The following is a 15,674-nucleotide window of genomic DNA, read 5'->3' as shown; positions in this document are numbered from 1 at the left end:
TCCAAAGATACTAAACCTCGGCAAAGAAATAAAAACCCGCCCATCCTAAAAAATGTTAAAATAAAGCCGACATAAAAACTCCCCTTTCCGAATAAAATAAATTTTAATTATATTTGAGCAAACTATATTCAATGAACACTAATAACACCTCGAACAACCTGCAACTCATCGCAGACACCGCAAAAGATTTTGCAGAAAAAAATATCCGCCCAAACATTATGACCTGGGATGAAAGCCAGACTTTCCCGGTCGAACTTTTCCACCAATTGGGCGAAATGGGCTTTATGGGCATTGTCATTCCTGAAAAATACGGCGGCTCTGGGCTAGGCTACCAAGAATACGTTACCATCTTGGACGAAATTTCCCAAGTTGATCCCTCCATCGGGCTTTCCGTTGCGGCACACAATTCCCTATGTACCAACCACATCTACGAATTCGGAAACGAAGAACAACGAAACCGATGGCTTCCTAAGCTGGCTTCGGGACAAATCATCGGCGCATGGGGGCTAACCGAACACAACACCGGCTCCGACTCCGGAGGAATGAGCACTACCGCCGTAAAAGACGGAGACGAATGGATCATCAACGGTGCCAAAAACTTCATCACCCACGCAATTTCGGGGGATGTCGCCGTGGTGATGACCCGCACGGGAGAAAAAGGCACCCGGAACAATTCCACCGCCTTTGTTTTGGAAAAAGGCATGCCGGGATTCAGCTCCGGAAAAAAAGAAAACAAACTGGGAATGCGGGCTTCCGAAACCGCCGAACTAATCTTCGATAACGTCCGCGTACCGGACTCTCACCGCTTGGGTGAAGTGGGAGAAGGCTTTAAACAAGCCATGAAAATTTTGGATGGAGGCCGAATTTCCATTGCCGCCCTGAGCCTAGGCATCGCCCGAGGCGCCTACAAAGCCGCCTTAAAATACTCCAAAGAGCGTCATCAATTCGGTAAAGCCATCAACGAGTTTCAAGCGGTTAATTTCATGCTTGCCGACATGGCTACGGAAATTGACGCCGCCGAGCTGCTCATCCGTCGCGCCGCCGACATGAAAGACCGAAAAGAAAAAATGACCAAGGAAGGAGCCATGGCCAAACTCTATGCCTCCGAAGCCTGCGTAAGAATAGCCAATAACGCCGTTCAAATTTTCGGAGGATACGGCTATACCAAAGACTTTCCAGTGGAAAAATTCTATCGCGATGCCAAACTCTGCACCATCGGAGAAGGAACTTCCGAAATTCAAAGATTGGTCATCGGAAGAGAAATATCCAAATAATTCCAACGCAGAGCGTAAAACCACCCTGCAAAAGCATCGTTTTTTGACGATGCTTTTTTTATCTTTGTCCCTCATTTTAAACCCTTATGGAAAAGTTAGACAGCTTAAATCAAGTGGCCGAGTTCCACAAAACCTTCGACGCCCCCATATTAAAAACACCGCAAATCCCATCCAAAGAACGTTGCGAGCTTAGAGTCGCTCTTCTTCAGGAAGAACTGGACGAACTGAAAGCCGCCATAAACGACCACGATTTGGTAGGTATAGCCGATGCCCTTTGCGATTTGCAATACGTGCTAAGCGGCGCCGTCTTAGAATTTGGACTGGGCGAACGCTTCGTAGAACTCTTCAACGAAGTGCAACGTTCCAACATGTCCAAAGCCTGCAATACCCAACAGGAAGCCGACGAAACCATAGCGCACTACAAAGCCAAAGGAGAAGAAGCCTACGCCAAGCCCCGCGGAACCAAAATAAACGTCCACCGCTGCTCCGACGACAAAGTCTTAAAAAGCATCCGCTACTCTCCCGCCGACCTAAAATCCATCATCGAAAAATAACCCTATGAAAAAATTAACCAAAGCCCTCTTATTCTCAGCCGTTTGCATTCTTGCCCTTCAGTCTTGCGAAAGCCGAAAGGTAGTTGTTAACCGCGAGGTCGAAAGTCAAAACGACGGAAAAATGCTGCTAGGCCCCCAAACCGCCTCTCAATTTTTACGCGAACCCTATGCCTCCTGGCACAACGAAGAATACAGCAATTACGAAATCGACGAGCCAACCCTTTCCCAATTGCGAAAGAAAAAATTGGGGTCTTACCAACTGGTGATTTTCGTGGGGACTTGGTGCGAAGACAGCCACAGAGAGTTTCCTCGTTTAATGAAATTATTGGATCAGCTAAAATACCCGAAAGAAAAAATGCTCATCGTAGGCGTTAACCGAAAAAAAGAATCGCCCAGCGGAGAAGAAGGCCTGCACAACATCCAAAAAGTGCCAACCTTCATCGTGAAAAAATACGGCAAAGAACTCGGCCGAATCATCGAATTCCCCAAAAGCGGTTTCATAGAAAAAGACCTCCTGGAAATTCTAAACAAACAAGACACCTCCATAGGCGATCTATTGAAAAAATAAAAGCCTCTTATGAAAACTTTACGCTACCTTTTCGTTTTCGCTGCCGGCATTGCCTTCACTCTTTTAGCCGTGATGGCAGTCCAAAAATTAACTCAGGGGAAAGAAGCCAAAACTCAAAACGACTACTACGTCATTACCAACCAAATTCAAAAAATGAACAAAATGGTTGTGATGGAACAGGATTTCTCGGTTTTGCACAAAACAAAAATCACATCCGAATTTTTAGGCAGTCGTTTTCTGCCATCCATGGATAAGCAAATTGTTACTTTTACCAAAACCAATGCTCAGGTTTCCTACGACCTGACAAAGATGAAAATCCAAGTCGACAGCCTCAATAAAAAACTGGTCATCACCGAGCTTCCCACCCCTGAAATCAAAATCACCCCCAGCGTGGAAATCCAATCGATGGACGATTCTTTTTTCAACCGAATCGACGAAAACGATCTCCGTAAAATTCAAAACAAAGCCAAAGACTACGCCATCCAACAAGTGGATAAAAATCGACTGCAAAACGAAGGTAAAAAGCAGCTTCTGGAAAACCTAAATCAAATTTTCGTTTTAGCGAAGGCCTTAAACTACACCATTGAAGATCAAACGGGACAACTGGATCCCTCTCGGCTTTAACTAAACCAAAAAATTCTAAAAAAAATCTTATAAAAAAAACTCAGCGGCTCGAACCGAACCGCTGAGTTTTTTATTTTCAGAAAAGAAATTGATTAGAACTTAATCACCTCTTTCATTTTTTCATTCTCTTCATTCACCAACTCGTCGTCCACCAAAATCTTCCCACTATGCTCGTCAATGATGATTTTCTTGCGCTGTGCAATCTCCATTTGCTTCTGCGGCGGAATGGTAAAGAACGATCCCTTAGGCGCTCCTCTTTCCAAACCTACAACCGCCAAACCATTCACCGAATTCTCACGAATGCGACGGTAAGACTTTAACAACCTCTCGTCGATTTTGGAAGCAAACTCCTGAGATTTTTCCACCAAATACTCCTCTTCTTTTTGAGTTTCGGCAATCAGCCCTTCCAATTCCTCTTTTTTGAATTTAAGGTGCTGGCGAAGTTCCTCTATCTTCAAATTCAATTCATCCAAAGCCTCGTTTTTATGAGCAATCTTGGCGTTAAATTCACGAATGCGCTTCTCAGCAAGCTGAATCTCAAGCTCCTGAAACTCGATTTCTTTCCCCAACGCTTCAAACTCTTTGTTGTTGCGAACGTTATCCTGCTGGGATTTATACTTCTCGATAAGAGATTTAGCATGGTTAATCACCTCGTTTTTGGTGTTAATCTCTGCATTTTGCTCTTTGATTTCGTTTTCGAATTTAGATGCTCTTTTCTCCAAACCTTCGATTTCGATTTCCAAATCTTCCACCTCAATTGGCAATTCGCCTCGGGTGTTACGGATTTCATCCAATCGGGAGTCAATAATTTGAAGATCGTAAAGGGCTCTTAGTTTTTCTTCAACTGAGATTTCGGTTGCTATTTTGGACATATTTTAAATAAAATAATTTACAGGATTAGTATTTACCTCGGATTTCAAGACTGCAAAGTTAGTAAATTTTTCCGACAAAACTTCAAACATTTGTTCCACCACAAACCGCTCGGATTCAAAGTGTCCGATATCGCAAAGAAGCATACGCCCCTCCGCCTGAAAAAAATCGTGGTACTTGAGGTCCCCCGTAAGATAAGCCTCGCAACCAACCGATTTTGCCGCCGCAATGCCACTCGCCCCACTTCCGCCCAAAACCCCGACCCGACGGATCATCCGCCCCTCTTGTCCCGAATGACGAATCACCGCCAAACCGAAAACCGACTTCACAAAAGCCAAAAAGTCCTGCTCCGCCATAGGTTCGGGCAGTTCGCCGTAACGCCCCAATCCCGAATAAGCATGGTCGTTCTCCAAACGCACCACCTGATAAGCCACCTCCTCATAAGGATGCGCCTGCTTCATCGCTGCCACCACGGAATTTTGACGGTAAGCCTCAAAAACAACCGTCAACATAACTTCCTCCGCAGCCGTCCGCTCATCCTGACGCCCCAAAAAAGGAGAAGAACCCTCCAACGGACGAAACGTTCCCTCTCCGGTCACCGAAAAGCCACACTCGTCGTAAAAGCCAATCCGCCCTGCTCCCGCCGAAAACAAGGCCTCCCGAACCGCCTCCAAATGCGACCCCGGAACATAAACCGCCAATTGAAGCAAATTATTCCGCTTGGGCATCAACACCTTTTGATCCTTAAGCCCCAACGCTTCACAAATACGGTAATTAACCCCAAAATAATCGTTATCCAACGCCGTATGCACCGCATAAATGGCAATTTTATTTTCAATAGCCTTCATTACCGCCCTCTCCACATAGGTTTTTCCGGTCAGTTTCTTAAGCCCCGAAAAAATAATCGGATGAAAGCAAATAATCACATTCGCTCCTTTCGCCACAGCCTCGTCCACCACCGTTTCCAAAGCATCATGACAAACCAAAACCCCCGTCACTTCCCGTTCCGGATTACCGCATAACAACCCCACATTATCAAAATCCTCCGCCTGAGCCATCGCCCAACACCCCTCGATCCCCTGCACGAAATCTTTAAGAATCATAAAATCAAAATTTCGGGCAAATTAGTAATTTTTATTTAATTTTGTCGCCTCCATAACCCCGAGTATGCCACAAAGAGAACACAACCTGATCCCCGAAAAAGCCCCTTGGAAAAGAAAACTTTTTCGCATCATCTATTTCGCTGACACCCCCGCCGGAAGACTCTTTGACATCTCACTTTTAGGCTTAATTACCATGAGCACCTTGCTCGTGATGATGGAAAGCATGCCCAAGGTCGATGTGCGTTACCATAAAACACTGGTGCACATCGAATGGCTCATCACCATCCTCTTCACAATCGAATACGCCGTGCGGATCGCCATCGTCAAAAACAAAAAGGATTACATCTTCAGTTTTATGGGGATTATCGACTTTCTGTCCATCCTTCCTTTCTTTTTAAGCCTTTTATTCCCATTCACCAAGTTCCTAAGCATCATCCGATTGCTGAGAATCCTGCGCGTATTTCGCATCCTCAACCTGATGGATTATATGAATGACGGCCAGTTCATTGTACAAGCACTAAAAAACAGTTCCCGAAAAATCTATATTTTCCTGCTCTTCATCATGATTCTCGTGACCATTTTGGGCTCACTAATGTACGTCGTAGAGCACGGGCAGAACGGCTTCACCGACATTCCCACCTCCATCTACTGGGCCGTAGTAACCATCACCACCGTAGGCTACGGCGATATTTCTCCCGTAACCCCTTTGGGGAAATTTATCTCCGTGATGCTCATGCTCTGCGGTTATAGCATTATCGCCGTCCCCACCGGCATCGTCACCTCCCAAATGAAACGCTCCAATAGCAAAACAAGAATCTGCAAACGCTGCGGGAACAGCGAAAACGACTCCGATGCCCGCTACTGCAAAACTTGTGGCGAACGTTTGGAAAATTATTAACCTTACCAAATTAAACAATCCCCTCTCGAAACGATTGAGCCGCCGTCTGATAACCAATATTAAAAATTTCATCCATCCGCGTTTTCCGCGTTTCAAAAAGGTTGTATTTGGCCAAATCTTTAGGATTGATAAACCAATCGCAATAAATTGACTTACCAATTTCCGCCTGTGTGGTCATTAAATCGTACGCCCGAGAAGTAATATCCACCATGTTTTTAAGTTCCGAAGCCTGAACCTTCTTCTGCGGAGAAAAATAAACCCCGATAATTTTTCGGCTACGGTATTTCAGAACATCCGCAGGAAAATTATTAAGAATCCCCCCGTCACTATACAACTGCGTCCCGATTTTGTAAGGAGTAGCCACCATAGGCACTGCACACGAAGCGATAATAGCATCCACCACCTTAATCCCCCCTCCAAAAATCTCCAATTTCCCGCTAATCATATTGGTTGCCGTAATATAAACCCGTTTTTCCAAATCGTCCAAAACCATATCCCCAAACACAGGAAGAAGGTATTTCTTAAAAACATCCGAATGGATAAACCCGCCCGGTTTAGTCAATGCAAAATGCGTCCATCTAAAAAAATAAACCGACTTGAAGAACGATACAATTTCCTCCGGCGTCTTTCCTCTAACATACAATGCCGCCACAATAGCCCCCGCACTAGTCCCGGCCAATACATCCGGAACAATATTTTTTTCGTTCAAAAACTTAAGCACTCCCGCATGAGCAATACCTTTAGAGCCTCCTCCGGACAAGGCCAATCCTAAATCATACATTGAATTTATTTTGTGTAAAAATAAAAAAACCACACTAATTCAGTGTGGTTTTTCAATATTTATCTGAATCCCCTTAAATATGAATCACTTCACCGTAAGCCGCAGCCACAGCTTCCATTATAGCTTCAGATACCGTCGGGTGCGGGTGGATGGACTTGATGATTTCATGCCCTGTCGTTTCCAATTTTCTCGCTACCACAGCTTCGGCTACCATATCGGTAACCCCTTCACCAATCATATGGCATCCCAACCATTCGCCATATTTCGCATCAAAAATAACTTTGATGAAACCGTCGGTATTTCCATTCGCCGTAGCTTTACCCGAAGCCGACAAAGGAAATTTACCCACCTTAATGGCATACCCCTGCTCTTTCGCCTGCTTCTCCGTAAGTCCCACCGAAGCAATCTCCGGAGAACAATACGTACATCCAGGAATGTTTCCGTAGTCAATCGGTTCCACATGAAGTCCTCTGATTTTTTCTACACAGGTAATTCCTTCCGCCGACGCCACGTGAGCCAAGGCCTGAGTCGGGATAATATCCCCTATCGCATAATACCCCGGCACCGAAGTCTCATACCATTCGTTAACCAAAACACGCCCCTTATCCGTCTGAATACCAACTTCCTCCAAGCCTATGTTTTCAATATTAGCCGTAATTCCAACCGCCGAAAGCAATACCTCTGCTTCCAAAGTCACATAGCCGTCCTTGGTTTTCACCTTAGCCTTAACGCCTTCTCCCGAAGTATCCACCGATTCCACAGAAGCACCGGTCATGATCTCAATTCCCGCTTTCTTCAAAGATTTTTCCAAATGTTTAGAAACTTCCTCGTCTTCCACCGGAACGATATTCGGCATAAATTCGACTACCGTTACCTTAGTGCCCATCGTATTGTAAAAATCGGCAAACTCCACACCTATCGCTCCCGAACCAACAACAATCATAGATTTGGGCTGCTGTGGCATCGCCAAAGCCTGACGGTACCCGATAACCTTCTTGCCATCCTGCGGAAGATTAGGAAGCTCTCGAGAACGAGCCCCTGTTGCCAAAATAATATGCTGAGCCGAATACTCGGTGGTTTGCCCCTCTGCAGTCGTTACCTCAATCTTCTTCCCTGGTTTAACCTTTGCGGTTCCCATGATGACATCAATTTTGTTTTTCTTCATCAAAAACTGAATGCCCCCGCTCATCTTCTGAGCCACACCGCGGCTACGCTGAATTACCTTGGAAAAGTCAAACCCCGGATTTTCCACTTTGTTGAGCCCATAGTCTTCCGCATGCTGAAGATAATGAAACACATGTGCCGATTTCAATAAGGCTTTAGTAGGAATACACCCCCAGTTTAAGCAAATACCGCCTAAGTTCTCTTTTTCCACAACTGCCGTCTTAAAACCCAGCTGCGCCGCTCTGATCGCCGTAACATATCCTCCGGGACCACTACCGATGACAATAATATCGTAGTTCATTGATTTTATATTTTGTAGCAAATTTACGTTTTTTTTTGGAAGTATAACGGCTTTACCCAACACTATCTTTTCCAAAAAAATAGCCGATTCAAAGCAATGCTTGAATCGGCCATCCCAAAAACTCAATACGCTACCTCTAACGAACAATCAGTTTCACAGTATATTTACCTCCCTGATTGTCTACTAAATTCAGTAGGTAAACGCCTTTAGCGTAAGGTGTTAAGTCCAAATCAAATTTATGCCCATCATAAGACTTGGATAAAATCTGACGCCCCGACATATCATAAACCCCGGCCTTCAAAGCAGACACACTGGAAGGAAGCTCAACCGTAAAATGTCCATTGGAAGGATTAGGATAAACCTTCAATACACCACTCGAGGCCAAATCAGAAGAAGAAAGAGTCGTAATATCAATCTCCACCGTCTTTTTATCTGATTTTAACCCGTCCGAATAAACCGCGTAAACGTCATAAACAAAACGTCCATTCTCAGTAACCCCATCCCTATAAGACAATGAATTATAGTCTGATATGCTTCCTAACAACTGACCATCCCTAAAAACTTCATATCCAACCAAACGAGGATAAGACGTAATGCCAAAGTTTATCGGGGAAGGCTCTGCCGTCGTCATGCTCTTTTCCACATCCGAAACCGCATGAGCCAATCGTTCGGCACTCTTCAAAAGCACTTCTGACGAATCTTTAACCTCCTCATTTACAAGAGAGGTCGTTTTTTTAGACTCCTTATTCTCATATCCTAATTCAATATCATCCAAATAAAGGGCAAAGCCCATATCCGCCTTAGTTGTCCTGTGATGGAAGGCTACAAAAAAGTCCTTATCCGCTACTAACTCTTTCACATTATTGGAAACAGTCGCGAATCTGGGCTGAGCGCCCTTAAGTTCATTGGTGTAAACCTTGGCCCCCATCCTAATCTGTTCCACCGTAGGAACACTACCATCCGCCGGTGCCTCCACCACATACACATCAAATCGCTCAGGATAATCATTCTTATAGGCAAACTTTAAGACTTCTGCTCCTTTTCTCAATCTCGGGGTGATTAACCAGTCATCCACATCCACTCCCCGTGTTCCGTAAGGATAAGAATAACTCATCATGGCATACTGCCCCGAATTTTTCTCATAACCAGTCAGCAGCCAACGATAACCGTCACTATTATGATCCACCGTGGTTATATCCCCCGGTATGCTACCATTGGCCTCAAACCCTTCCGCATATGTAGGATTCATACTCGGCCGCTCCCATACCAACTGATTTTTTCTTGAAACTTCATCAAAGTACCCTTTCAAATTCTTGACCTCCGGATGATAAGAAACCACCTCAATATAATTCGCTTTCGTTTCCGTATGCTCGTTATGTACAGATTTCGCCGTTAAAGCCACCTGGTATTTCCCCGGCTTACCAAACCTTACATTCGGATTTCGAGCCAAAGAACCCTCAGGTGATAAAAACTCCACCCCGTCGCTGGGCGTAACCTCCCACGAAAACGCTGTAGGAGCCGGATACCCCGAAGACGAATTAGTAAACACCACTGCTTCCCCTTCATATATCTTTGGCGTACTGGTTCTAAAATCTGCTACGGTAGGAACATTAAGCACATCTACATAGTTTGTTCTAGTGTAACTTCTCTCTCCCAAAACATTAACAGCCTTCAACGTAATACTATACTTCCCATTTTTGTCGAAAGTAACCTTCGGAGACTTGGCTGTTGCATCCCCTTCCTTAAACGTTACAGTACTCGGTGTAAAACTCCATTCCCAAGACGTCACAGGATAAGCTTCAGGCGCATCCGTTTCGTTAATCAAATCAATCACTTCGTACGAATTAATCCTTAGTTTACTTGCTTTAAAGGAAGGATCGGGTTTGGTCACGGCATACTCAACTCTCACATCATCAATGGCAAATGCATATGCTAAATTCTTACCTGTAACCTTATGGTTGAATCCCAAATAGGCCACCTGATCCGTATCCACTGTAAACTCATAAGCATAACGATGGTACTGACCGTCGGCGTCAGCCGTGATAGAGGGGGCAATGACTTTCGACATTGCTGTACTTTTAGCCAAATTCCCCAAGTAAACTCCAAGGGTTTCGGTAATCTTTTCGAATTTTCGAGCATGAAAGACAACCCGATACTTTACATTAGCCTTAAGTTTTAAAGGATTAGAAAACAACCAATCATTGATATTCATCTTATTATAAGGGAAATTCAAGGCAAAACTATTGCCTGTCCTCGCTAGCACTGCCTCATCGTACCTCAACCAAGTGCTCCCATTTTTATCGGCATCCTCCGTTGTCCATCCATTTTTAATCAAATCCGCCTCAAAGCCAAACTCATGAGATGCTTGGTCGGGATAAAGATTCGCAACAACGCCATAAGCCTCCGCACCAGCCTTATTATTTGCCTCCACTTCATCCCGATCATAAACCACTTCTGCCAAGACTCCGTAATTTATAAACGACTTCGATAAATTCACCGTAGCTTTAACGACTTCCGATTGCCCCGCTTCAATTTTAGAGACAGGAAGCTCTCCCATAAATTCCACTTTTCCCGCTTCATCCTTATTAATCAACTTATAAACCACTTTTGCTCCATCCACCTGCTCTTTTCCTTGATTTACTACCGTAATTTCAACCGGAGTAGATTCGGTATAATCTGCAACCCCCGCTTTAATTTCCACTTTCTCAACGGATAAATCCACGTTAACCCCATGATTAATTCCCGTCACAACCATCGAGTACGCCTGCTCTGAAGCAGGCACCAAACCCACCTGAACATTACCATCGGCATCCGTAGTTACTGTATTTTTTTTCAATTCTCCCTTATGTTTAACTACAATGGTGTAAACCGCCCCTGCTTCGGGAGATTCAATAAGCACTTGCTCCACATTATCCACATCATTATCTACTTTGGCTGCGGGGGAAGCGGGGGAAGCGGGATTTAGTTTCCAAGGAAAGAATTCCTCTCCTCCTTTAAAAACTCTGACATCCAAATCATTAACCAGCATCTTCGTCCGATCATTAAGAATATTCCAATCCGTTACTTTTTCGGGTGCAGGATCCGTCCAAGCAATTGTTACTTTCAGAGGAGATTTTCCTGAAGCTGTAACTTCATAACGTTTTTCCTGACCATTGGATAAAACTTCTTCTTGAATCAGGCTGTATTTTCCTTCTGATGAAATGGTCTTGGCCGCCTCAAAAGCGTTAAGCAACCCCCAGCCCGAACTATAATCCGGTCCTGAAGCTGCTCCTGCTTCATTCGCTGTGGCAATAACCAGCGCTTTCAGAGTTGCCGCTTTCATCATTTTTTTGTTATTTAACTTGGAATAATGCTCTTGCAAAAGCACCAATGATCCCGTTACATTAGGCGAAGCCATAGAAGTCCCACTCATAGAACCATAAGCATTATCCGATCCCGTCAACGCAGAATACAATCCTACACCTACACCCGATATATCCGGCTTTATCCTCCCATCGTCTGTAGGACCAAACGCGCTGAAGCTCCCCATTTCAACATCCGAAGCTCTACGATAACCATTCGGCAACTTGCCTGCTGCTCCAACCGCTAATATATTTTTGGCCGTCGCTCCAAAAATAATGCAATCAAAGCCGTAAACCCCACCATTTTTTTGCCTTATTTTTTTGGATTCTATCCACTTTCCACCAGAATTCACATAGTGAAGCCCTCCCGGCTCGGGACCTCCTCCACGCGGATTACCTGCCGCCTTAACAGGTAAATAATACGGAGCATTCAGTGCCACTAAATCCCATGATTGGTCGTATGGTGAGTAAACTCCATACCCCTTATACTCTGTGTCTTCATCATTTCCCATCCAATGCCAGCCGGCCTTGCCTGACCAATTTCCCCAAGCATAGCCTCCCACGTAACCGTAAGAATGATTGGATAATAACGCTCCCTCCAAAGCAGCAGAAATCATCTCGCTCTCATCATCCGTCCAATCGTAAGCATTTAACAAAGCCTTTGGCGCCATCCCCTTAGCCAAAGCATTCACTCCAGAAGCCACCATTGTTCCCGCCACATGCGTCGCATGATCACTATATCCAGAAGGCGTATCCCGCTGTGTGACCCGTCCTCCAAATTCCTGATGGCCGACACGCACAGCGCCACCATCCCATTCGTAAACTTGCATTCCTTCTCCCTCCAAATTGAAAAAGCCTGATTCAGGATTCAATTTATTTGTTCCCGTCCCTTTAGCAGCATCAGAGTTATAAGTTACATAATATAGAGGCTGGCCTTTCTTCGTAAATCCTTTAAGCTGATAATATTTTCCATCCAACTCACCCGAAAATGGAATATCCAAAGCCTTCGCCTTCGATTGAAGCTCCTTAACACTCATGGTGGATTTAGAAATTCCTTTTTTAAGTATATTTAGCTGTCTCAAATCTGAAGAAGCCCTAATCTTACCCACTTGCTGTGAATCCTGTGCATATACAAAAAAATGAGGCGCTAACAAAAATCCTGCTGCAACAGGGAATAATTTTTTAGGCCGAAAGATCTGTTTCAAAAAAATAGTTTTTTTCATAAATATTACTTTTAAAAATTGAAAGCAATTTTATTCATTTTATTTAAAAAAAACAAATAAAAAACGAAATAGTTAAAAATTCAAATACAACAAACGAAAAACCAATGAATTTTCACCAATGCACTCCCAATAAAAAAGGCTCTTCTTTAAAGAAAAGCCCAATATTTATCTGTTGAACGGTTTACTCAAAGTAACAGTGTCAACGGTTGCTCCAAATAGGTCCTTAAAGTTTGTAAAAATTCGGCTCCCGTAGCGCCGTCAATAACCCTATGGTCGCAAGCCAAGGAAAGCTTCATGGTGTTTCCAACAACAATCTGTCCTTCTTTAACCACCGGTTTTTCCACAATGGCTCCAACCGAAAGAATAGCCGAATTTGGCTGGTTAATAATCGAAGTGAACGTTTCTATCCCAAACATTCCCAAATTGGAAATAGAGAAAGTAGAACCTTCCATCTCGTTGGCTTTAAGCCCTTTAGATTTCGCTCTGGAAGCCAAATCCTTAACCGAAGCCGAAATCTGATTGTAGGTCATATAATCGGTATTTTTAAGCACCGGAACCACCAATCCGTCCGGAATAGCCACAGCCACCCCGATATTAATATTTCCGTGATGAACAATCTTATCGCCAGCCCAAGATGAATTAACTTGAGGGTGCTTGCGAAGCGCCATTGCCGTCGCTTTGATCACCATATCGTTGAAAGAAACCTTCGTATCCGGAAGCGAATTAATTTCTTTTCTGGCTGCAATGGCCTTATCCATATTAATTTCCACCATAAGGTAGTAATGAGGCGCAGAAAACTTGCTTTCAGAAAGCCTTTTGGCAATGACATTCCGGACTTGAGAGTTTGGGGTCTCCGTGGTTTCTCCAGCTACAAAATGAAGGGCCTGCTGAGCCGCAGCTGGCATAACAGCCACTTTGGACTCGGACTTCGATGCTACCGGTGTATAATTCTCCACATCCTTCTTCACGATACGGCCATTCTCGCCACTCCCCTGAAGACGAGCAATGTCAATGCCTTTTTCTTCGGCCATCTTTCTAGCCAATGGCGAAATGGCAATCCGCTCGTCCGAAGTCGAGGCCTTCACTTCGGCCTCACGAACAACGACCGCCACCTCGGTTGCCTTCGAAGTCGGAGCCTCAGAAGCCGCTTTTGGCGTCGGTTTACCTCCACCTGCTACCACCGCAGAAACATCCGTTCCCGCAGGGCCTATAATCGCTAAAATGGTGTCCACAAGCGCCGCATCACCCTCGGCAACCCCTTGGTAAAGGAGTGTCCCGTTAAATTCGGACTCAAAATCCTGAACCGCCTTATCGGTTTCGATCTCGGCAATAATATCTCCCTCCTTAACGCTGTCGCCCACATTTTTATTCCATTTGGCCACTTTACCTTCCGTCATCGTGTCGGAAAGACGAGGCATATTAATTACCTCCACTCCTTCAGGAAGTTCCGCCGAAACGGGAGTTTGTACCGTTTCACCCTCGGTTACCGCAGGTTTCTCGCTTGAAGAAGTTTCTTTGATTGAAGCCCCCCCCGTAAGGGATGAAATATCCTCTCCCTGCTCGCCAATAATCGCCAAAACACTATCCACAGGTGCAGCATTTCCTTCTTCTACACCAATGTACAAAAGAACCCCTTTAATCTCGGATTCGAAATCCTGAACCGCCTTATCGGTTTCAATTTCCGCAATGACATCGCCTTCGTTGACTACATCACCAACTCTCTTGTGCCACACGGCCACTTTCCCCTCGGTCATGGTGTCCGATAAACGGGGCATTGTAATTACTTCTGCCATAAATATTTCTTTTGAAATTTGGTATTTTGAAATCCCTTAAGCAACGTTAAAAAACTCAACAGCAAAATCTCAAACTACCAAACGGAATCATTTTTAATTTTCTAATTTATCAAGGAACGGATAATCTTCTTGAGCATAAACATACTCGTAAATTTTCTCCGCATCAGGATACGGTGAATTCTCCATGAACTCCACGCATTCTTCCACAAAAGCACGAGAACGGTTGTCCAATTCCTCCAACTCCTGCTCCGTAGCCCACTGGTTCGCCAAAATTCTTTGTTTCACCAATTCGATCGGGTCATCCTTCTTATGAAGTTCCACCTCCTCTTTTGTTCGGTAAGGCTCCGCATCCGACATAGAATGCCCCCTGTAACGGTAAGTCCGCGCTTCTATAAACGTAGGCCCATCCCCTCGTCTTGCCCTCTCAATCGCTTCGTAAGCAGCTTCCGCTACCTTTTCCGGATCCATAGCATCCACCGGCATGCATGGCATTTCGTAACCAAGCCCCAACTTATAGATGTCTTCATGGTTAGCCGTTCTTTCCACCGAAGTTCCCATCGCATACTGGTTGTTTTCCACCACAAAAACAACGGGAAGCTTCCAGTTCATCGCCATATTAAAGGTTTCATGAAGCGACCCTTGTCTCGCCGCCCCATCGCCAAAAAAGCAAATATTAACCGCTTTTCTGTCAAAATATTTATCCGCGAACGCAATCCCCGCGCCCAAAGGAATCTGCCCTCCAACAATACCGTGTCCACCATAAAAACGGTGCTCTTTGCTAAAAATGTGCATAGACCCTCCCATACCACCGGAAGTTCCCGTAGCCTTACCGCAAAGTTCCGCCATGATTCGCTTAGGATCAACCCCCATCGCCATAGGATGAATATGACAACGGTAAGCCGTAATCATACTGTCTTTCGTTAAATCCATCGCGTGCGTGAACCCCGCAGGAATAGCCTCCTGACCATTGTAAAGATGCAAAAAACCTCTGATTTTCTGTTTCAGATAAAGAGAACGGCATTTGTCTTCAAACCTTCTCCACATCGTCATATCAGCATACCACTTCAGGTAAACCTCTTTATTAAATTCCTTCATTTTCCTTGAAATTATGATGCAAAAATAGAAAAAAAACTTGGTTTCCCGATGAAGCAAAAATCATTTTGACCATTTTGTCCCAAAA

Annotated in this window: 12 protein-coding genes; 5 read left to right on the top strand and 7 right to left on the bottom strand. The window is 44.6% G+C overall.

Annotated features, from left to right (window positions below):
- Positions 1-131 precede the first annotated feature (131 nt).
- From VQ048_RS03065 to VQ048_RS03050, 4 genes are all read left to right on the top strand, one after another.
- The gene (locus VQ048_RS03065) at positions 132-1,274 is read left to right on the top strand and encodes an acyl-CoA dehydrogenase family protein (RefSeq protein WP_327610216.1); all 1,143 of its coding nucleotides are present in this window, start codon (positions 132-134) and stop codon (positions 1,272-1,274) included.
- A gap of 86 nt (positions 1,275-1,360) precedes the next feature.
- Positions 1,361-1,828 carry a pyrophosphohydrolase domain-containing protein gene (locus VQ048_RS03060; protein WP_327610215.1) on the top strand — a complete coding sequence of 156 codons (468 nt, stop codon included), beginning with the start codon at positions 1,361-1,363 and terminating at the stop codon, positions 1,826-1,828.
- Positions 1,829-1,832: 4 nt separating this feature from the next.
- A complete protein-coding gene (locus VQ048_RS03055; protein WP_327610214.1) occupies positions 1,833-2,396 on the top strand; it encodes a TlpA family protein disulfide reductase in 564 nt (187 codons plus the stop codon).
- Between the two features lie 9 nt (positions 2,397-2,405).
- Positions 2,406-3,020, top strand: coding sequence for a DUF4230 domain-containing protein (locus VQ048_RS03050; protein WP_327610213.1), 615 nt, complete (start codon positions 2,406-2,408; stop codon positions 3,018-3,020).
- Positions 3,021-3,112: 92 nt separating this feature from the next.
- Here the strand turns inward: VQ048_RS03050 and VQ048_RS03045 are convergent, their stop codons facing one another.
- Both VQ048_RS03045 and VQ048_RS03040 read right to left on the bottom strand, forming a co-directional pair.
- A complete protein-coding gene (locus VQ048_RS03045) occupies positions 3,113-3,892 on the bottom strand; it encodes a zinc ribbon domain-containing protein (RefSeq protein ID WP_327610212.1) in 780 nt (259 codons plus the stop codon).
- A 3-nt stretch (positions 3,893-3,895) separates the two neighbouring features.
- Positions 3,896-4,993 (bottom strand): Nif3-like dinuclear metal center hexameric protein, encoded by a 1,098-nt coding sequence (locus tag VQ048_RS03040; RefSeq protein WP_327610211.1) that lies wholly within the window; start codon positions 4,991-4,993, stop codon positions 3,896-3,898.
- A 64-nt stretch (positions 4,994-5,057) separates the two neighbouring features.
- Here VQ048_RS03040 and VQ048_RS03035 point away from each other — a divergent pair, with 64 nt between their 5' ends.
- On the top strand, positions 5,058-5,891 hold the full coding sequence (locus VQ048_RS03035; protein WP_327610210.1) for an ion transporter: 834 nt from the start codon (positions 5,058-5,060) through the stop codon (positions 5,889-5,891).
- 10 nt (positions 5,892-5,901) lie between these two features.
- Here the strand turns inward: VQ048_RS03035 and VQ048_RS03030 are convergent, their stop codons facing one another.
- From VQ048_RS03030 to pdhA, 5 genes are all read right to left on the bottom strand, one after another.
- A complete protein-coding gene (locus VQ048_RS03030) occupies positions 5,902-6,672 on the bottom strand; it encodes a patatin-like phospholipase family protein (RefSeq protein WP_327610209.1) in 771 nt (256 codons plus the stop codon).
- A gap of 73 nt (positions 6,673-6,745) precedes the next feature.
- Entirely contained in the window at positions 6,746-8,137 is a 1,392-nt protein-coding gene (gene lpdA, locus VQ048_RS03025; protein WP_327610208.1) for a dihydrolipoyl dehydrogenase, read from the bottom strand.
- A 136-nt stretch (positions 8,138-8,273) separates the two neighbouring features.
- Entirely contained in the window at positions 8,274-12,683 is a 4,410-nt protein-coding gene (locus VQ048_RS03020; RefSeq protein WP_327610207.1) for a T9SS-dependent choice-of-anchor J family protein, read from the bottom strand.
- Positions 12,684-12,886: 203 nt separating this feature from the next.
- The gene (locus VQ048_RS03015) at positions 12,887-14,494 is read right to left on the bottom strand and encodes a dihydrolipoyl dehydrogenase family protein (protein WP_327610206.1); all 1,608 of its coding nucleotides are present in this window, start codon (positions 14,492-14,494) and stop codon (positions 12,887-12,889) included.
- Between the two features lie 93 nt (positions 14,495-14,587).
- The gene (gene pdhA / locus VQ048_RS03010) at positions 14,588-15,589 is read right to left on the bottom strand and encodes a pyruvate dehydrogenase (acetyl-transferring) E1 component subunit alpha (protein ID WP_327610205.1); all 1,002 of its coding nucleotides are present in this window, start codon (positions 15,587-15,589) and stop codon (positions 14,588-14,590) included.
- Positions 15,590-15,674 lie beyond the last annotated feature (85 nt).

It is taken from the genome of Bergeyella anatis (genome assembly GCF_036016955.1).
Taxonomy (GTDB): domain Bacteria; phylum Bacteroidota; class Bacteroidia; order Flavobacteriales; family Weeksellaceae; genus JAYWXI01.
Note: the sequence above shows the minus strand (reverse complement) of the source record. Positions and strands in the feature narration are given on the sequence as shown.